Genomic DNA, 19,119 nt, shown 5'->3' with positions numbered 1-19,119 from the left:
ACACCCGCGTATGAAAATGGTGAGCCATGAAGGACTCGAACCTTCGACCCTCTGATTAAAAGTCAGATGCTCTACCGACTGAGCTAATGGCTCCTTATAATAAATTGTTTATTTGTTTATATGGACTTCATCAGAGCTAATGGCTCTCATTATAGTCTAAGTGGTGCCGGCGAAAGGAATCGAACCCTCAACCTACTGATTACAAGTCAGTTGCTCTACCAATTGAGCTACACCGGCAAACATTTAAATAAATAAGTAATTAATGGTGGAGGATGACGGGATCGAACCGCCGACCCTCTGCTTGTAAGGCAGATGCTCTCCCAGCTGAGCTAATCCTCCATTTTTGAATGAAATCGTATTTTTCTATATTAATAGAAGTAATTTGTTCTATTCTAAGAGCGAAGTTTGTTTTCATCGCTCTAAACGACATTTATAATAATAACAGCGTGCATTCATAATGTCAACATTTTTTCTTTTTCAGCCAATTATGTACTTTATTTATATAAGAAAGCTATTAAAGCATAGTATATACCCTCTTTTTCGCTCATTTCGATAGTTAAGGTCAAAAAGTATTTGCAAGACCAAGATCAAAAAACAAACTGTCTATTATAATAACCCAAAATAAGTGAGCCACGAGCACGGTGATGAACAAAATTCGCCAACCAACCTCTGAATCATCAGCAATCATTTCTTTGTCGTTCAGGATGTTTTTTATTCTGTCCATGGTCCCTGAAACGATGACTTGTTTTATTAGAAAAAAATCCAAGAATTACAACAGACGCAACTCTTGGATTCATGGTTTTCGGTCTCAAGAAAAATCAAAGTAGTTTCTCTTTAAAAGCCTGGGCATCCCAACCAATTCATCGTAACTCAATGATTTTCCGATTGTTTTTGTATCCACTAAAAATAATTGGTCTTCAATTTCTTTTGTTATAATATCAGTTTGGTATTCCATTCCACATGCCGTACACACTATGGCCGGAGTGCTTGTAATCATTATTGCCCTAGACCCATCAGGGAGCTCCCAGTAAACAGTATTTTTACCAGCCCTGGCCTTGCAACCGCACCAATCACATAGCAATGTCATATTCAATCCCCTTCTTTCGGTGCCTGAATTTTTTCAGAGCCTCCTGATGTTTTAATTTGCTGTGCCTGGAACTTTTTCTCCTTTAACTCATCCCGTTTTCCTCTTTTATCTTTTAGTGTAGTATGAGCCGGGTCTTCCTGGAATCGATTCCGTCTGTCAAGCCTTTGCAAATCTTCCGGGACCAGGTTGAACTTGCTGTCATTCATTACTGCAGCAATCCCAACATTTGATTTTTTATTCTCATAGTCAGGATAGATTCCTTTGAAATAATCTTCGGCACGGCCAGGAATATAATTTTCAGGCTCAGGATAAGAAGTGATGACCCCTTCAAAATTCCGCAGAATCACTTTCTCGGGGCTTTGAGAAATTAGATAATTGGGCTGCAGGGCAATTTTCCCTCCACCTCCTGGAGCATCCACAACAAAGGTTGGTACAGCATACCCGCTTGTATGACCTCTAAGACCTTCAATAATCTCCAGCCCTTTGGAAACTGGGGCACGGAAATGCCCGATTCCTTCTGAAAGGTCACATTGATAGATGTAATACGGCCTCACCCTTATTTTTACCAGGTCATGCATTAGTTTTTTCATAATCGGGACACTGTCATTAATCCCCGCCAAAATAACCGACTGATTGCCAACAGGCACCCCTGCGTCAGCAAGCATATCACAGGCTTTTTTTGATTCCTCAGTAATTTCAATAGAAGTATTAAAATGGGTATTGAGCCACACTGGATGGTATTTTTTCAGGATGCTGCACAGATTTTCGGTAATTCTCTGCGGAAAGACGACCGGTGCCCGTGTGCCAATCCTGATAATTTCAACATGGTCGATTTCCCTTAGGTTTTTGAGAATGTATTCAAGGATATTGTCATTAATCAATAACCCATCCCCGCCTGATATTAGAACATCTCTCACTTCTTCCGTATTCCTAATATAATTTATGGCGGCATCGAGCTGTTTTTTCGGTACGCCCATTCCTATTTGTCCTGAAAACCTTCTTCTAGTACAGTAGCGGCAATACATAGAACATTGATTTGTGACTAGAAAAAGGACTCTGTCCGGATAGCGGTGAGTCAGCCCAGGAACAGGAGAGTCTTCATCTTCATGAAGAGGATCCTCGAGATCATACTTAGTTTTTAAAATTTCTTTTCCAATCGGTACCGACTGCATCCTTACAGGGCATCTTGGATCGTCAGGGTTCATTAGCGAAGCATAGTAGGGAGTTATATTCAAAGGGATTGTTTTGGTTGAAATACGGACCCCTTCCTCTTCTTCGGGTGTAAGACGAATAACTTTTTTTAAGTCTTCGAGCGTCCTTATCGTATTGGTCAGCTGCCAAATCCAGTCATTCCATTGTTCGTCCGTAACATCCTTCCATAATTCAATATCTTTCCAGTGGCGGTCGGGTGTATATAAAAAAGGTTTCATTTAATGTCCCCCTTAGCTCTTTTATACTTATTATCTATGCAAATTTCATGCCAACAGTTCAGTTGAAGAGCATGAAGGAGAGACCGTAATTTTGATCCTTTCGACCACAAGGATAAAGGAGTCACAAAAAAAGCCTGCCGATTTTTTGGCAGGCGGTGCAGTTCGTTACTTTTTTAATTTATATTGAAGGGTCTGCCTTGGTATTCCAAGAAGCCGGGCAGCTTTTTGAATATTCCCACCGCTTTCTTCCATTGCCCTTTGAATGAGTCCTTGTTCGTACCTTTTTAGATTTTCTTTAAGACTAAGATCAGATTGAATAACGTTAATCCTTTTTTCCGTTTTCCTTAGAAGTGCTGGCAGATCATTTGTATTGAGGCTCTCTCCTTCACAAACATTCATCATATATTCGATGGTATGTTTCAGTTCACGGATATTCCCGGGCCAGGAATGATTCAAGAAAACACCTTCTACCTCCCTGTTCCATCGGATCTCCTGCTTGCCAAGCTGCCGGCTGAAATCGCCAATAAATTTCTCTGTCAGATAGAGGATATCTTCAGGGCGCTCCCTTAGCGGCGTCACTTCAAATGTGAGAACGTTCAATCGATAAAATAGATCCTCACGAAGCTTGTTTTCTTCAACAGCTTTCAGCGGATTGATATTCATGGCTGAGATAACACGGACATCAACTGATATGACCTTCGAACTCCCTATCCTTCTTACTGCCCCGTCCTCGAGCACACGCAAAAGCTTTGCCTGCAGCTCCACAGGCATGGCATGCAGTTCGTCCAGGAACAATGTTCCTCCATCTGCAAGTTCAAACAGACCTGGCCTGTCTACTGCACCTGTAAAACTTCCTTTTGAAGTTCCAAAAAGTATACCTTCAAGCAGGTTTTCAGGAATAGCTGCACAATTTTGGGGAATCAGTGGCCCATTTCTCCTTTTGGAAGCGTTATGGATGGCATGGACAAATAATTCCTTCCCTGTTCCGCTTTCCCCGAATACCATTATGGGGGATTGGGATACAGCAAGCTTTTCCGCTTGTTCCTTTGTTTGAATAAAGCTTTTGTTCTTTGTCAGGATGTCGCCAAAACTGTATTTAGCTCCATGAGAAGGGCTTTTAGAGGTGTTTTGCTTCAGGACTTTCTGTATATCAACAAGCCGTTCGGCCAGCTCTTTTAACCTGGAATAATCCTTTGCGATTTCAACCGCACCTATCAGCTCTCCTTTTACGATGATTGGCAAGGTTGTGTTTACAGTTTCAATTTTTTTCCCATGAAGATTAACAAATGATTGTGTTTTATTATATAAGGGCATCCTGGTTTTCAGGACATTGAGGAGGGTGCTGGACTTTTCGCTTAGTGAAGGATATATATTCAAAATCGGCTTTCCTATTACCTCCTCGATTTCCAGTCCATCATGGCGGGCAGCTACTTCGTTGTAGAAAATAGTAATCCCTTTTGTATTTACTGCATGGATTGCCTCATCAATGCTTCCCAGTATGGCACCAAGAAACTCTTCCGTTATATTTTCGGCTTTATTCAAAGTATCATCCCCCTCTGTTTATATATGAGAGGGTGCCGAAAAAAAGTCATCTTACTGCCGAAAACCCGGCATCTTTCGATAGGTCCCTGACCCATACATTCATGTCCTCAAGCTTATCAAAAATAAAGCAATTGTTCACCAGCCTTCCCCGGTACGAATACCCCAGCTGATGGAGGGCAGCATTCATCCCGAAAGAGAGAGCCCTGGCAATTGAATAGGTACAGAATATCCCATTGAGTTTAAGCTCTTTCTCCAGCTCCAGCAGCAACACCTTCATTAACCCATATTTTCTGAACTCTTTTAAAGTTGCACAATCGGTAAGTTCCGCATTTTTATAAAAAGAATTAATTTCTGCCGAAGCTGCACTTATGATTTCCCCATCGTACCGAAATCCGTAATAAACAGTCCCCTCTTTTAAAGTCTGCTTGATGTATTCGGGGTCATTTAAGGGAGTGGGATAGAGTTCAAACACCTGTTTATAAAGCTTTGCAAGTTTTTCAGCATCTTTTCCTTCCATCTTCTCGAGCTGAAATTCTCCGGGTATTTTAAATGGAGGGGACTGCCTTTGCAGCAAGGATACATCTTCGAGAATTTCCTCTTCTTTTTTCCACTGTTCGTTAGCACTTCTTTTGGCACTGTAGAATTTTGAAAAAAACAGGCAGTCAGACCCAAGAAAGTAGTGATCCACGACCGCTTCACACCGGTAGCCGCGCTCGAGCAGTTTTATAAAATGAGTCTCCCTCGCCTTAATTATTAACTTCTCAACTTTATGCAGCTTCGCTATTCTTTCACTTTCCTCAAGTATTTGATCAATGTTCCCTAGATAATCGTCCACTCTTACCCGAAGGTTCCGATGGTCAAGATAAATGGTCAAACAGTAGTCAGGGCCCTGTGATACCATTGTTTTGCTTAGGTTCATACATTCCCCCCATTTCAGTAAAGCCCGGCCAGAATGGCCAGGCTATTTGTTAATTTACCTATCTGCAAAACCGATGGATTAGTCCAATTTAAAGCTGACCAGCTTGAGCTCGGTCATTTCTTCGATTGCATACTTAATTCCTTCACGGCCGGTTCCACTTAGCTTAACTCCGCCATATGGCATATTGTCTACCCTGAAGGTAGGGATATCATTGATCATTACACCCCCGACTTCGAGAGTTCTCGCCGCTTTAAAGGCTCTGTTGACGTCATTGGTATATACACCAGCCTGAAGTCCAAATTGTGACTGATTCACCATTTCTAAAGCTTCGTTAAAACTGCTGAATCTGTTAATATGAACGACCGGCGCAAATATTTCTTCGCAGGAAACTTTTTCTGTTAATTCAGCATGGAGAAGGACAGTAGGATGAAGGACCGCATCCTCCTCCACCCCTCCCAGTGCCAGTTCGGCTCCGCGGGCGACTGCTTCATCTACCCAGCCTTTAGCCCGCTTGACGTCTTCCCTTGAAATTAGCGCTGAAACATCTGTCTCTTCTTCAAGCGGATTTCCCACTCTCAGTTTTTCGGCTTCCGCAACAAAAGCCTTAGAGAAAGCTTCGAATAATGATTCATGTACGAAAATTCTCTGGACCGAAATACATACTTGCCCTTGATAGGCAAAGGCTCCAGAGACAATTCGCGGGATGATTTTTGCTATATCCACTTCTTGGTCTACGATTACTGCCGAATTCGAGCCGAGCTCAAGCGTCACTCTTTTGAGTCCTGCATTTTCGCGTATATATCTCCCGACCGCTGGGCTTCCTGTAAAAGTAACTTTTTTGACCCTTTCATCATTGATCAGGGCATCCCCTACCGTTTTGCCGCTGCCCGTGACCACATTCAGTACCCCTGCCGGCAGTCCGGCTTTCTGAAAATACTTGGCGATTTTATAGGAGGAGAGCGGGGTTTGGCTGGCTGGCTTTAAGACGACGGTGTTTCCTGCAGCAATCGCAGGCCCCACCTTATGAGCAACTAGATTCATCGGAAAATTAAAGGGTGTAATGGCAGCAATGACTCCTAACGGCTCCCTGATTGTATAAGCGAGTCTCCCTTCCCCTCCAGGTGCTCCATCAAGGGGTACCGTCTCCCCGTGAATTCCCCTTGCCTCATTAGCTGCGAAGGTATAAGTCATGATGGTCCTGTCTACTTCAGCACGTGCAGCCTTCAAGGGTTTGGCCGATTCTTCAGCAATCAGCCTGGCACATTCTTCTCTTTCTTCCTTTAATTGAGCAGTGACTCTTTCCAGAATCTCCGCCCTTTGATAGGCCGGCATTTCGGCCATTGTCTTTCTGGCCCTGTACGCTGCCTCAATGGCAAGTTTTACATCCTCATCTGTTGCTGCCGCAACCTCAGCTAGTTTTTTCCCGTCAAAAGGGCTATACAATGGCTTGTAAATTTCTGTCTCATGGTTGGTGCCATTAATCCATAATGATTGTTTCATCTTCTTCCTCCTATTTCCTGCAGCATTCAGTGATGGCATCTTCCAGCACCTGAAGTCCCTCCTCAAGCTGCTGCTCTGTAACAACTAACGGTGTCAGCAGCCGGATTACATTCCCATATAACCCCGCCCCCATGATGATTAAACCGCGCTGATGAGCAATGCTCATTATTTTTTGAACAAGAGGCTGATTTGGTTTTCCGTCCCTGTCAATAAACTCAATTGCGCACATTGCACCCAGTGAACGGAGATCACCAATTTCCGGCGTTGATTGCTTCAGCTTTTCAAAACGCTTCCGAAACGAAGCCCCAATAGCTTCCGCCTTTTCCAATAAGTTTTCGGAATTGATCGTGTTTATAACCTCAAGGGCGGCTACACAGCCAAGGGGGCTTCCTCCGAAGGTGCCGCCTATTTCTCCGGTGCCTGCCGCTTCCATTATATCAGCCCTGCCTGTAACTGCACTGATTGGAAGACCTGCAGCAATTGATTTCGACATGGTCATCAGATCAGGAATCACATCAAAATGCTCAATGGCAAACATCTTGCCAGTCCGCCCAAACCCAGTCTGAATCTCATCCGCGATGAATAGGACCCCGTATTTTTCACAAAGCTTCTTTACACCCTGGACGAACCTTTTAGATGGGATGTTAAAACCGCCTTCTCCCTGGACAGGCTCGAGGATAACAGCAGCAATTTCATCAGGAGGCACTTCACTTAAAAAGAAGCTTTCATACCTGTTCAACAGTAAATCATCAAGATCTTCCTCCGGCATTCCTGATTGAAAATAGAAAGGGAACGGCCATTTATAGGTTTCGGGAGCAAATGGGCCAAATTGATATTTATACGGCTTCACTTTGCTGGTCAACGACATTGCCATATAGGTCCTGCCGTGGAAGCCTCGCTCAAAACTGACAATTCCCTTTCTCCCTGTATATTTCCTGGCAATTTTAACAGCATTTTCAACTGCTTCAGCACCGCTGCTTAAAAAAAAGGTTTTCTTGGCATGGTTTCCTGGAGTAATTCCATTCAGCTTTTCAGCCAGGTCAATATAGGGTTCATACATCATGACATGAAAGCATGGGTGCAAGTATTTTTCAATTTGTTCATGCAAAGCCTTCACCACTCTTGGGGGACAATGGCCTGCATTTTGTGTACCGATTCCCCCTGCAAAATCGATGAATGTATTTCCGTCGATATCAGTGAGAAGAGCCCCTTCCCCTTTTACCGCAAAGGTTTTCATCGTATTGAACGGGCCAGAAGGTACATTCTTTTCTTTCCTTGCTAATAGCTCAGCAGCCTTTGGTCCCGGTATAGCCGTTTTTAAATTTATTGCTCCCATTTCGCCCCTCCCTCGTTTGCCTCGCACCACTTCATGATGGTGAGGGCGATGATTTCCGCTGTTTCAAAGACGTCTGCCAGCTCAATATATTCGTTAGCATCATGCGCTTTCTTTGTAACCCCTGGACCAAACACAACCACTGGCACGTTGGCGACTTTATTGAGGATGCCCCCATCAGTTGCCCAAGGTGAAGCTTCCACTATTGGAGATTTCCCTTTTATCATCGAATAACATTCACTTAAAGCGGCGACAAGTTCATGGTCGATTTCCAGGCTGCCCGGTAGCCAGCTGGCCCCAAACCATTCAACCTCCGGCGGATGACGTTCTAACCATTGATCCTGTCCTGCCATTGCTTTGATTGCAAGCTCCATCTCTTTTTTTGCGTGTTCCATTGTTTCGTCAGGAGCCACTCCCATCCGGCCTTCTATAATCGCTGAGTCGGCAACGGAAGAGGGCCATTCCCCACCATTGATTTTACCGACATTAATCGGAATCGGAATTGGGATTCCCGCAAAAAGCGGATCCTCGATTTTCCTGTTTCTACGTTTCTCTAATTCTCTCAGCTCCATAAGCACCTTTTCGGCCTTCTCAATCGCACTGACTCCCTCGTATCTTGTCCCGCCGTGGGCTTGTTTCCCCTTTACCTTGATTCTGAACCACATGGAACCCTGCTGCTTCGGGAAAAACTTCATATTCGTAGGCTCAGGAATAATGGCGCCATCTGCCCGGTATCCTCTTAAAACTGCGGCTAGGGTTCCGGCCCCGCCGCTTTCCTCTTCGATGACACTCTGGAAAATGACGTCCCCCTTTAAGGATATTCCGCTTTCCACAATTGCTTCAAGCGCCATCACCAAGGAAACAGTTCCGCCTTTCATGTCAGTCGACCCCCGCCCATATAGCTTCCCGTCATGAACATGACCGCTGAAAGGATCATGCTCCCAGACTTTTAGCGAGCCAACAGGAACAACGTCTATGTGACCGTTCAGGATAAGTGATTTTCCTCCGCCAGTTCCTTGCAGCACCCCCACAGCATTGGGATTTCCTTTAAAATTCACCCTGTCCGAACAAAATGCAGGATGGGATGTCAAAGTCTCCCCGCCGATTTCCCAAATGTCCATCTTCAGCCCTAGCTCCCTGCACTTCTCGATTATGACAGCCTGCGCCCTGCTTTCATGCCCTCGTATACTCCCTTCCTGAACAAGCCTTTGCAGAAAACGCTGGCCGCGCCCTTGATTCCTTCGGATATACTGAATAACCTTTTGCTGCCCCTCTTCCACACAGCTAGCTCCCTTCCTTTAAGTCTAGTAAGCTACTTTTTTTACATTGTCCTGCACCTCAAATGTACAGCCCGTTTTAGCTGCTACTTCCTCCACAGAACTTGTATTTCTATGTTCAATTAAAATCAGCTTTTGATTAGAGACCTTAAATACTGCAAGGTCGGTAATGACTAGATCGACGCATCGCCCCGATGTTAATGGCAACGTACATTCATCTACAATCTTTGGGTTCCCAGCCTTATCTGTATGGCTCATAAGGACAATCAGCTTTTTTGCTTTGGAGGCAAGCTCCATAGCGCCGCCCATTCCCGGAACTTTTTTACCAGGAATGATCCAGTTTGCTAAATCCCCCTTGCCGCTTACTTGAAGTGAGCCCAGTATGGAAAGATCCACCCGCCCTCTCCGAATCATTCCAAAAGCTGTAGCACTATCGCAATAGGAGGCTCCGGGGACAACAGTCACCGGAAATCCCCCTGCATTGCATAGGGCCTCATCCTCCTCCCCTGCGTGTGGAGTAGCTCCCATTCCAGTTATCCCATTTTCAGCATGGAACATGACATGCATATCAGGAGGAAGAAAGTTCGGCACCAGAGATGGAATGCCTATTCCCAGATTTACAACCATTCCCGGGCTGATTTCGAGGGCTGCCCTTCTTGCCATTCTGTTTCTTATCTCTATTCCCATGCCCATTTCCAGTTCACCCCGCACGTAGGTATTACCATGTCGACAAACACTCCTGGCGTGACAATTTCCTCTGGGTTCAAAGCTCCAAGGGGGACGATTTCCTCCACCTCAGCAATAGTATAATTCCCTGCCATCGCTACCAAAGGATTAGTATTTCTAGCGCTTTTATCGTAGATCAGGTTCCCATACGGATCGGCTTTTCTAGCATAGACAATGGAAACTTCAGCAGTAAGCGCGGGTTCCACCAAGTAGTCTCTACCATTTAAGATGAACTGCTGCTTCCCTTGTATCACCATCTCGTTGTCCAGTCCAATATCGACTAATATGGCGCCAATACCCATTCCCCCGGCCCGAATTCGTTCTGCTAGTGTTCCCTGCGGCGAAAATTCCACCTCCAGCAAGCCTTCATTCATCAACTTGCCAGCCACAGGGTTTGAACCGATATGGGAGACAATTACTTTCCTGGCCATTCCTCTGCTGACTATTTTTCCAATCCCGATCTCCGGAAATCCAGTGTCGTTTCCAATCAGTGTCAGCTCCTTCAGGTCCTTTTCCAGAATGGCTCCAATAAGAGCAGGGGGGGAACCCACTCCACCAAAGCCGCCAAACATAATTGTCATTCCATCTTGGAAATATTCCATTGCTTGATTCAGCGCGGCTATTTTATGGAAAGAATTAGCTAGTTTTCCCATTGGCTGTATCTCCTCATATTTTTAATTCCTGTTTGAATGCTTCCAAAACGGTTTTTAGCCGTTTAACAAGCTCTTCAATTTCCCTTTTCGTTATAGTTAATGGCGGCGAGATAATGACACCATCTCCACTTGATCCGTCCAGGCCGGCAGCTGCTGGATAGATTAGCAGTCCATATTCCCTGGCAAGATGGACCAGCCGCTCCGTTACCTTCATTTCAGGGGAAAACGGCTGTTTTGAAGTTTTGTCACTGACCAGTTCCATTCCCAGCAGCAAGCCTTTCCCTCTTACATCCCCTATAAAAGAGTACTGTCTCTGGAGCTTTACAAGCAGGTTCTTCAAATAGGTCCCTTTAGATTCCACGTCTTCCATAATGTTATTTTTTTCAAGATATTTAAATACAGCTAAGGCGGCTGCACAGGATTGAGGATTGGCACTCAATGTATGTCCGCTCATCACGACCTTTGAGCCATTTCTAATCGGCTCTATGACCTTTTCGCTTACCAGGGCAGCTGCAATCGGAGCATAACCGGAGCCCATTCCCTTCCCGAGAGCAACAAGATCTGGAAGAACCCCCCAATGTTCACAAGCCAGCATAGTTCCTGTCCGCCCACACCCTGTCATTACCTCATCGGCAATAAACAGAACTTCATACCTGTCACATATCTGTTTGATTTTTTTATAATAGCCAGGCGGGGGAGTTATGGCGGAACCTGCAGCTCCGACAATTGGCTCTGCGATGAAGGCGGCCACGGTTTCAGGATTTGTCCGTTTTAATGCCAATTCGAGTTCTTGGGCACATTCTAGAGCGCAGCTTTCAGGGGTCAGATTATATGGGCAGCGGTAACAATAGGGAGGAGAAACAACCGGGTAATCTTCAAGCAGTGAGGTAAACCGGGCCCTTCTGCCTGGATGGCCTGACATCGATAACGCGCCAAGGGTGATTCCATGATAGCTGATCCACCGTGATAAAATCTTTATTTTCCCCGTCCTGCCTAGTTCCTGCCAATATTGAATAGCAATTTTCATCGCGGTTTCAGTGGCCTCAGACCCACTGTTGACAAAAAAACTCCAGTTTAAATCCCCCGGTGCATGGCGGGCCAATTTTTCAGCCAGCTGTTCGGCGGCAGCGCTCGAAAACTGCGACCTGTAAACAAACGAAACTTTCTCAGCTTGATTGTTCATCGCTTCGATGATTTCTTTCACTCCGTGACCTATATTGGCTGTAACGGCACCAGCTGCCGCATCAAGATACTGCCTGCCTGCTGTATCATAAAGATAAACACCATCCCCGTAATCGACCACAGGATAATCACCGTCAAGGGAAGGCTTGATTAAATACGTTCGCTCCATCCTCTCACTCCGCCCTTTTTAAGCATCTGAACCTTCTGGGACTATTCTTTAAATTGTATGAATCACGAATGTAAATCTTTCATTAAGAATTTCCCTTGGTCGGCGTTTTCTCTTGAAGCAGAGAGAATCAGTCTTTGAGACTGATTAGAAAATGTTTGCTCTGGCATACCCTGAAAGAGTTTTTTAAGGATAAGGGCCCAGCGGGAAGCCAAAAAGGCTACTATGTTCCCTTATGATTTAGATAAGGCCGCACTGAACTATAAAGAGGCAAAAAGAGAAACATCAGTTGCTTGCGCGTTTTTTCTCCTGTGTGAAATTTCACTATGTATTCCTGGATGAGATGATCGTTGGTCAAATAAAAAAATTGTCCGGAAAACCGGACAATCTAGTTTTTATATTACCAATTTCCACAACTACAGCCGATGATGATGAGTAAGATAAAGAGAACCACAACTAATACAAATGTATTATGGCATCCAAATCCTGCACCCGCTACCCCTGCATACGGATATCCGCACATATTATAATCTGCCATAGGCGCTGTCATCGGAGCCGGCATATTAGGTGAAGACATTGGTGCCGCCATATTATCATAGTTATACATTAACATCTCTCCTCACTGATTTCTGTTTTCTTACATTAACACCTTATGTAGTAGGTACTTGACCCGTATGTGTATTTGCCCATTTTCTTTTTTAGGTGGATTGTAAATTTCCCAAAAGTGATGTATGGTTACTTTTACAAAGATGAAGGAGAAACAGCGTCTAATGAAAAGGTTTATCAAAAACTTTATTAATGGAATTCTGACTATTGTCCCAATCATTCTAGTCATCTATGTGATCTATAAGACCTTTATGTTCCTGGATGGCATTCTTGGGAATCTGTTAAAGCCTTATTTTAAGGACGATTATATTCCCGGCATTGGACTCCTGACGACCATTGTTCTAATCACCGCTTTAGGCTGGATGTCGACACAGTTTATTACAGGAAGCATTATCAAGATAATCGACAGGCTGCTTGAGAAAATTCCCATTGTTAAAACGGTTTATTCCGTCATCAAAGATACTGTTGGCTCATTTCTTGGAGATAAAAAATCCTTCTCGAAGGTTGTTCTTGTCACTCTTCCAGGTACGGAGATAAAAAGCATGGGGTTTATTACGACCGAGAATCTTGACAGCTTTTACAGCCCATTGAAGGACCATGCTGCGGTCTATATCCCGCAGACGTTTCAGGTGGCAGGTTTCACCTTTCTTATTCCCAAAGAGCAAGTTGAAGTGATTGATATTCCGCCTGAGGAAGCAATGAAGTTTATCTTGTCCGGAGGAATGACATCCGCGAACAGCAGTAAAACAGCGAGGGAAACCGGAGGCAGAAACCGGGCTTCGCTGGTAGATTAATTAGCACAAAAAAAGGTACGGGCCATCTTGAAGCCCGTACCTTTTTTTATTCAAATGTTACTTCAATTATGGAACTGGTCCCTCTCTCGACCTTCCCTTCACCTTTAATTACGAGGGAAGCTGCCTGATCTGTATTGGTAATGATTATTGGGGTAACGGTGCTTTTTGCTTTCTCTTTAATAATTTCCATGTCAAATGCGACAAGCTTGTCACCGGTTTTTACTTTATCGCCTTCACTTATATAAGTCTGAAAACCCTCTCCATTTAAGGAAACGGTCTCGAGTCCAATATGGATCAGGATTTCCGCACCATTCTTGGCCCTGATGCCGATCGCATGCTTGGTGGGAAAAACCTGCATGATTTCACCGTCGACAGGAGAAACAACGAGCCCCTCAGAAGGTTCAATTGCAAGCCCATCTCCCATCATCTTCTCTGCAAACACGGGGTCAGGCACCCTTTCAAGCGGTACAGCAGTGCCGGAAAGTGGCGCATTTAGCTGAATCGTTTTAACAGGCTCTTCTTTTTTTCCAAATAATTTTTTAAACATGGATGTTCCCTGCCTTTCGATGTAAAAGTAAAAATTATTGTTGTTCTTCAAACAGTTTCAGGTATTCACCATAGCCTTCTGCTTCAAGGTCCTCTTTAGGAATAAAACGGAGTGCCGCCGAATTTATGCAATAACGGAGTCCGGTTGGTCCAGGTCCGTCATTAAAAACATGGCCAAGATGGGAATCTGCCGTCTTGCTCCTCACTTCTGTCCGGGCCATAAAATGGCTGTAGTCCATTTTCTCTTCAACTTCCTCGTCCTTAACTGGCTTTGTAAAGCTTGGCCAGCCGCATGATGAGTCAAATTTATCCTTTGAACTGAAAAGCGGTTCCCCGGAAACGATGTCAACGTAGAGACCTTCCCTGAAATCATCCCAAAATTCATTGCGGAACGGCGGCTCGGTCCCATTATTTTGAGTTACTTCGTATTGCATTGGGGTGAGTTTCTTTTTAAGCTCTTCTTTATCCTTCATTCCCATGTTATACCTCCCGCTGCCTTGCGATAAAATCGGCCCGGCCAGAACCTTTTTGATAAGCATTATATCGCTCAGGGTTTTTCTTATAGAAATCCTGATGATACTCTTCAGCCCGGTAAAATGTCTTCGCCGGAAGAATCTCGGTTACAATCGGCTTTGAAAACCTACCACTTTCCTGCAGCTTCCGTTTTGATTCTTCAGCCAATTTCTTCTGTTCTTCATTATGATAAAAGATGGCAGGCTTATATGAGGTTCCCCGGTCAAAAAATTGGCCGCCCGAGTCGGTTGGATCATGCTGCTGCCAGAAAATCTCCAATAATTTCTCATATGAAAACAATTGTGGATCATAGCTTATTTGAACTGCCTCATAATGACCAGTTGTATCACTACAAACCTCCTGATATGTGGGGTTTTCCTTTGTACCGCCGGTATAGCCAGAAATAACACTTTGGATACCAGGCTGCTGATCAAATGGTTTCACCATGCACCAGAAACAGCCACCCGCAAATGTAGCGAGCTCCATCCTTTTTTCTGCCATTTTAACACCTCCTGGACATTCTCCATTCCTTTTCCCTATTGTACATATAATCACACCGAAAACCAAAACATAGGCTTTACATTGCATTTATCATTTGAGTTAGTCTCTAATAATGGCACGAGCTCCAGATTCCATCTTCATGAAAGCTGTGAACAGCCTTCTTCTCATTCTGATTTCAAAAATTTTGTCCGGGCCAGGTCACATGACATGCCAAAGAGCCATATGATAACCATAAAAAGAATGTTTTAGGAGCGAATGGTATGTACGATAATAAGTCTCAGCATAAATACTTTCGCAGTTTTTCAGATAGAATGCAAGCATGTTTTCCTGTTAGAAATTCTGTTGCAGCCATGCCTGCGACGCTCAGGTTCTTGCATGCTTCGCCAGAATTGCCACCTGTAGATATTTTTTTAGACGGCAGGCCGGTCCTTCAAAATTTCCATTATAAGAGTTCAACCACATATATAAATCTGCCTTCTGGTCAATACCAGTTCGATTTTTATCCAGCTGGAGAGTCAGCCTATGCACTCATCAGCAAAAAGGTTCATATACAGGCGGGGAAATGTTATACACTTGCTGCAGCAGGAAAGTCCGATAATCACAGGATTCTAACATTTGAAGATCAGCATGACGTACCGGCAAAAGAGGCAAAAATACGGTTCATTCATCTTTCCCCCGGCATAAAGGATATTGATATTGCGGTAAAGAGCAGAGATGTGATCTTTCAGAAGATTCCTTACCGGAACTCTACCTCGTATCTTGGAGTTACTCCCATGGTTCTTAATCTCGAAGCCAGAATAGCTGGTACTAGCGAAGTAATCTGTCAGCTCCCTGAAATTAAATTAAAACCGGACCGGGCATATACTGCCTTTCTCGTTGGATTAACGGATGATGAACACCCCATTGAGCTAATACTGCTCCGTGGATAATAGATACTTTACCTTTTACCGGCAGGGAAAGTCCCAGAGCCGGTTTTTCTTATTGATTAGCTCGACACCTGGCCGACAGCAGAAAATAATTTCTATTATAGAATGAAGGAGCTTTAATTTAATGGATTAACCGCAATCATTCAAAGAGAAAATGAATTTCCTCCTTGAAGTTGGAGAAAGGAGCTGTACCTATAAACATAAAAAAATCAGGCGTGAAACCGAGCGGATTTCACGCCTGAACCTTGTTGCACTCGTTCAGCTATCAGAACCAGGACTGTACGCACTTTTTTAATCTACAGGCACAAGCAAAGTAAAAGAAATATTGTCACGCTTTAAATCAAATTTATTGGCCCGGACTTTGATATTTGATTTCAGCTTCATTGTTTGTAAAGAAACATACACCGTTTCTTCACCCGGCCGGATTTCAACCCATTCAGGAATCTCGTAGCTACTTTTAATCAGGTTCATAACATAGGATACAGGAAGATTTAATGCCCCGAGAGAGATGGACTCCTGCCTTAAAACAAGATCCCCGTTCTTTAGCGCTTTTGGTTCAAACGTCAGCTTCATTTGCAGTTCCTGGCCAAATACCGGGATCGCTCCATAAAGTTCTACCTCATCCTGTAATAACACCTGATAATCAATCGAACCTGAAAATCCTTCTTCTTCAAGATAATGATTGATGACTTTATTTAAATCCGCTTTATTGGTGGTGATATCGAAAGAAACTTCTCTTTCAGCAGCCTCACTGGTGTTCGGAATATTTTCACCCTCTTCAACTGGTGCGCTAGCCATGATAAATAAGGTGATTAAGATTGCTGCTACTGAACCGAGCAATATAAAAAATGCCAGCTTCCACTTGTTTTTCATCTATTTAATAACTCTCCTCTTTCCGGACGGTATATGGCTTCTCGCCAAGAACTTCGATCGAATCCTCGCCAAGCTCCTCATATACGCGTTCAGCAATCAATTGATAGCCCCTGTCATTAGGATGGAAGTTATCATCAAATAGCAGGCTCTCTCCATTATCGAGAAAAAGGTCGTCAATATCAACAAAAACGGCATTGGGGTATTCATCAACAACTGAAGATCCAGCTTCATTCCACTCATCTACGATTACGTTCATTTCTTGAATGTTCGAAAACCACTGAAAGAACGGATTATAAAAACCGATCAGGACAATTGCAACATCGGGATTTGCAGACCGTATCGACTCGATCGTCTTTCTCACCCGTGATGCGTAGGCTGATTTCTCAGACTGAAATAAAGATAGCTCCAGGCTCAGGAAATTTTCCCTGATGATTTTCATCATATCATTTCCGCCCACCGTAACGGTTACCATGTCTGCTTCCCCGATTGCTTCCCTGATGGCAGGTTTCCCAAGTCTTTCTATAAGCTGGTCGGTCCGGTGCCCCTTTACTCCATAATTTTGAACGCTGACTTCCTTCACTCCGCTCTCGTTATCCAGCAAGTTTGCAAGATACGGAAGATAGCCGCCCTGCTCTTTACTGTCCCCTACCCCTTTCGTCAGGGAATCCCCAACGGCCACAATGTGAAATGGACCAGGAATGAATTCCTCGGGAACAGGGTCCTTCAGATCAATAGCCGTGTTTTTTGTGGCGGTTTCTCTTTCATCGACCGTTCTTTCCAAATGACTGCACGAAGTTAATAGCAAACCGCACAGATAAAGTAAGGTGATTTTTTTCAACATTGCTTTCACCTGCCTTTATAAATGTTTTTATTATTATACCACTCCAGTTTCCGAGTTGACACACGCACTACCCTTGAAATGGAAGCCAAAAAAAATAGGCTAAAAGCCTATTGTATTGCTTTAATATCCTTTATGATTTCCTCGTATGGAATATCATTAAGACCCGTATAAGATTTCATCACTTTCCCATTTTGATCAACAAGATAAAAATAGGTCTGGTGAATTACCTGATCTCCTTCTTCAGGCTTTTTGACAATGGTTTTAAAATTATCCATCGCGAATTTTTCGATATCAGCCTGACTGTATCCCGTCAGGAAGTTCCAGTTTTTAAAATCTACACTGAAGCGCTCCCCATACTCTTTTAACACTTTGGGAGTATCTACTGCTGGATCGACACTGAAAGAAACAAATTCAACATCTTCGAGCTTCTCCTCTTTCACCAGATCCTGAAGCTTCAGCATGTTGGCTGTCATTGGAGGACAGACATCCGCACAGTTTGTAAAAATAAAATCAGCAATCCAGACCTTCCCCTTTAAGTCTTTCAACCCGATAGGCTTCTCTTCCTGGTTGGTATAATTGAAATCCTCGACAGGCCAGTTCAATGCATTTTCAATCCCTTTTTGCCCGCACGCGGCCATTAGTAAAACGGCGGCACCCAATAATAGTAACAGTTTCTTCATTTGTTTTTATTCACCTGCAATTTTCTGATTCTACCAACTCATTCTAGCAAAGGTTTGTCGAATAAGAAAGAAAAAGGTTAGAAGGGAAATTAAAACTTCAATAAATTTAGATCATTATTCCCCCTGCTCGAAATAATACATAAACCCAATCGCCCCAACTCCCGTGTGGGTGCTGATGATCGGTGTTGTGTCCTCTATCTGGATTTGTGTATACCCTGTCAGCTCAATCAGTGCAGTTTTCAGTTTGGATGCCAATTCATATCCTTCAGCGTGCACTAGGCCCACTCCCTTAATGGTTCTGTTTTTTGTATCTTCAGCAAACTGCTTTGCCAGGTACTTTACAACCTGAGTGTGGCTGCGCACCTTTGCAACAGGCGTATATACACCTCCTTCGAGAGAAGCAATTGGTTTTATATTCAATAACGAGCCAATCATGGCCTTTCCTTTGCCTATTCTTCCTCCCTTTACAAGATTATCAAGGGTATCAACGACGACATAGAGTCTGCTATTGTTCCGCACTTCTTCGAGCCTTGTGATAATGTCTTCCATTTTCTTCCCCTCTTGAGCCATTCTCGCAGCTTCAAGAACTTGAAATGCCAATCCTTTCGAAATGAATCTTGAATCAATAACCTTCACATGGGCCTTGGACATTCCCGCAGCACTTTCAGCGGAGGCGACAGTCCCGCTCATCCCGCCTGTCATATGGATAGAAATAATCTCATACCCCTCATCTGCAAGCTCATCATAAACCTTAAGGAATTCCCCGGCAGATGGCTGGGAGCTTTTTGGAAGCTCAGGGGAGTTTTTCATCTTCTCAATAAATTCTTTTGGCGTTATATCAACTCTGTCCAGATAATGTTCACCATTAATGGAAATGGATAATGGCACAATCCTGATATCATACTGGTTAACCAAACCCTGATCCAGATCCACCGTGGAATCAGTAACAATTTTAATTTTTCCCATATCAAACACATCCCTAAATAAACAGTCTTAAAATATTATACAACTTCCTATTCCGTTA

At 43.8% G+C, this 19,119-nt stretch carries 20 protein-coding genes and 3 tRNA genes; 2 read left to right on the top strand and 21 right to left on the bottom strand.

The window, feature by feature from the left end; all coding sequences use genetic code 11:
* Positions 1 to 17: 17 nt before the first annotated feature.
* From EV146_RS18290 to EV146_RS18225, 14 genes are all read right to left on the bottom strand, one after another.
* Positions 18 to 93: transfer RNA gene (locus EV146_RS18290), tRNA-Lys, on the bottom strand.
* A 68-nt stretch (positions 94 to 161) separates the two neighbouring features.
* A tRNA-Thr gene (locus EV146_RS18285) sits at positions 162 to 237 on the bottom strand.
* 26 nt (positions 238 to 263) lie between these two features.
* Positions 264 to 339, bottom strand: a tRNA-Val gene (locus EV146_RS18280).
* A 469-nt stretch (positions 340 to 808) separates the two neighbouring features.
* Entirely contained in the window at positions 809 to 1,087 is a 279-nt protein-coding gene (locus tag EV146_RS18275; RefSeq protein ID WP_132009169.1) for a YokU family protein, read from the bottom strand.
* Between the two features lie 2 nt (positions 1,088 to 1,089).
* Entirely contained in the window at positions 1,090 to 2,517 is a 1,428-nt protein-coding gene (kamA, locus tag EV146_RS18270; protein ID WP_132009166.1) for a lysine 2,3-aminomutase, read from the bottom strand.
* Positions 2,518 to 2,682: 165 nt separating this feature from the next.
* Entirely contained in the window at positions 2,683 to 4,059 is a 1,377-nt protein-coding gene (locus EV146_RS18265) for a sigma-54 interaction domain-containing protein (protein ID WP_132009163.1), read from the bottom strand.
* 46 nt (positions 4,060 to 4,105) lie between these two features.
* A complete protein-coding gene (gene ablB / locus EV146_RS18260) occupies positions 4,106 to 4,978 on the bottom strand; it encodes a putative beta-lysine N-acetyltransferase (RefSeq protein WP_132009160.1) in 873 nt (290 codons plus the stop codon).
* A 78-nt stretch (positions 4,979 to 5,056) separates the two neighbouring features.
* On the bottom strand, positions 5,057 to 6,478 hold the full coding sequence (locus tag EV146_RS18255; RefSeq protein ID WP_132009157.1) for an aldehyde dehydrogenase family protein: 1,422 nt from the start codon (positions 6,476 to 6,478) through the stop codon (positions 5,057 to 5,059).
* Positions 6,479 to 6,488: 10 nt separating this feature from the next.
* A complete protein-coding gene (gene gabT, locus EV146_RS18250; protein WP_132009154.1) occupies positions 6,489 to 7,814 on the bottom strand; it encodes a 4-aminobutyrate--2-oxoglutarate transaminase in 1,326 nt (441 codons plus the stop codon).
* The gene (locus EV146_RS18245) at positions 7,802 to 9,091 is read right to left on the bottom strand and encodes a peptidase (RefSeq protein ID WP_132009151.1); all 1,290 of its coding nucleotides are present in this window, start codon (positions 9,089 to 9,091) and stop codon (positions 7,802 to 7,804) included. The genes gabT and EV146_RS18245 overlap by 13 nt, the downstream gene beginning before the upstream one ends.
* A gap of 24 nt (positions 9,092 to 9,115) precedes the next feature.
* On the bottom strand, positions 9,116 to 9,781 hold the full coding sequence (locus tag EV146_RS18240; RefSeq protein WP_132009148.1) for a 3-oxoacid CoA-transferase subunit B: 666 nt from the start codon (positions 9,779 to 9,781) through the stop codon (positions 9,116 to 9,118).
* Complete coding sequence (locus EV146_RS18235; RefSeq protein ID WP_132009145.1) at positions 9,766 to 10,467, bottom strand: CoA transferase subunit A; 702 nt, start codon at positions 10,465 to 10,467, stop codon at positions 9,766 to 9,768. The genes EV146_RS18240 and EV146_RS18235 overlap by 16 nt, the downstream gene beginning before the upstream one ends.
* 13 nt (positions 10,468 to 10,480) lie before the next feature.
* Positions 10,481 to 11,818, bottom strand: coding sequence for an aspartate aminotransferase family protein (locus tag EV146_RS18230; RefSeq protein ID WP_132009142.1), 1,338 nt, complete (start codon positions 11,816 to 11,818; stop codon positions 10,481 to 10,483).
* 397 nt (positions 11,819 to 12,215) lie between these two features.
* On the bottom strand, positions 12,216 to 12,353 hold the full coding sequence (locus EV146_RS18225; RefSeq protein ID WP_121613965.1) for a YjcZ family sporulation protein: 138 nt from the start codon (positions 12,351 to 12,353) through the stop codon (positions 12,216 to 12,218).
* A 232-nt stretch (positions 12,354 to 12,585) separates the two neighbouring features.
* Here EV146_RS18225 and EV146_RS18220 point away from each other — a divergent pair, with 232 nt between their 5' ends.
* Positions 12,586 to 13,215, top strand: a complete 630-nt coding sequence (locus tag EV146_RS18220; protein ID WP_132009139.1) for a DUF502 domain-containing protein — start codon at positions 12,586 to 12,588, stop codon at positions 13,213 to 13,215.
* Between the two features lie 46 nt (positions 13,216 to 13,261).
* On the opposite strand, the gene EV146_RS18215 is transcribed toward EV146_RS18220, so the two are convergent.
* From EV146_RS18215 to msrA, 3 genes are read right to left on the bottom strand one after another with little or no spacing between them, the layout of a single operon-like run.
* Positions 13,262 to 13,762 carry a PTS sugar transporter subunit IIA gene (locus tag EV146_RS18215; RefSeq protein WP_132009136.1) on the bottom strand — a complete coding sequence of 167 codons (501 nt, stop codon included), beginning with the start codon at positions 13,760 to 13,762 and terminating at the stop codon, positions 13,262 to 13,264.
* A gap of 34 nt (positions 13,763 to 13,796) precedes the next feature.
* Positions 13,797 to 14,234, bottom strand: a complete 438-nt coding sequence (gene msrB / locus EV146_RS18210; protein ID WP_132009211.1) for a peptide-methionine (R)-S-oxide reductase MsrB — start codon at positions 14,232 to 14,234, stop codon at positions 13,797 to 13,799.
* Positions 14,235 to 14,241: 7 nt separating this feature from the next.
* On the bottom strand, positions 14,242 to 14,775 hold the full coding sequence (gene msrA / locus EV146_RS18205; protein ID WP_241993950.1) for a peptide-methionine (S)-S-oxide reductase MsrA: 534 nt from the start codon (positions 14,773 to 14,775) through the stop codon (positions 14,242 to 14,244).
* Between the two features lie 260 nt (positions 14,776 to 15,035).
* Between msrA and EV146_RS18200 the strand changes: the two genes are divergently transcribed.
* A complete protein-coding gene (locus EV146_RS18200) occupies positions 15,036 to 15,704 on the top strand; it encodes a DUF4397 domain-containing protein (RefSeq protein WP_132009133.1) in 669 nt (222 codons plus the stop codon).
* A 288-nt stretch (positions 15,705 to 15,992) separates the two neighbouring features.
* Here the strand turns inward: EV146_RS18200 and EV146_RS18195 are convergent, their stop codons facing one another.
* From EV146_RS18195 to EV146_RS18180, 4 genes are all read right to left on the bottom strand, one after another.
* The gene (locus EV146_RS18195) at positions 15,993 to 16,574 is read right to left on the bottom strand and encodes a YpmS family protein (protein ID WP_121612105.1); all 582 of its coding nucleotides are present in this window, start codon (positions 16,572 to 16,574) and stop codon (positions 15,993 to 15,995) included.
* Positions 16,575 to 16,578: 4 nt separating this feature from the next.
* Positions 16,579 to 17,415, bottom strand: a complete 837-nt coding sequence (locus EV146_RS18190) for an SGNH/GDSL hydrolase family protein (RefSeq protein WP_121612104.1) — start codon at positions 17,413 to 17,415, stop codon at positions 16,579 to 16,581.
* 107 nt (positions 17,416 to 17,522) lie between these two features.
* Entirely contained in the window at positions 17,523 to 18,095 is a 573-nt protein-coding gene (locus EV146_RS18185; RefSeq protein WP_121612103.1) for an SCO family protein, read from the bottom strand.
* Positions 18,096 to 18,209: 114 nt separating this feature from the next.
* Positions 18,210 to 19,061, bottom strand: a complete 852-nt coding sequence (locus EV146_RS18180; protein WP_132009130.1) for a DegV family protein — start codon at positions 19,059 to 19,061, stop codon at positions 18,210 to 18,212.
* Positions 19,062 to 19,119: the final 58 nt, after the last annotated feature.

Origin of the sequence: Mesobacillus foraminis (assembly GCF_004340465.1) — a bacterium.
Taxonomy (GTDB): domain Bacteria; phylum Bacillota; class Bacilli; order Bacillales; family Cytobacillaceae; genus Mesobacillus_B; species Mesobacillus_B foraminis.
Note: the sequence above shows the minus strand (reverse complement) of the source record. Positions and strands in the feature narration are given on the sequence as shown.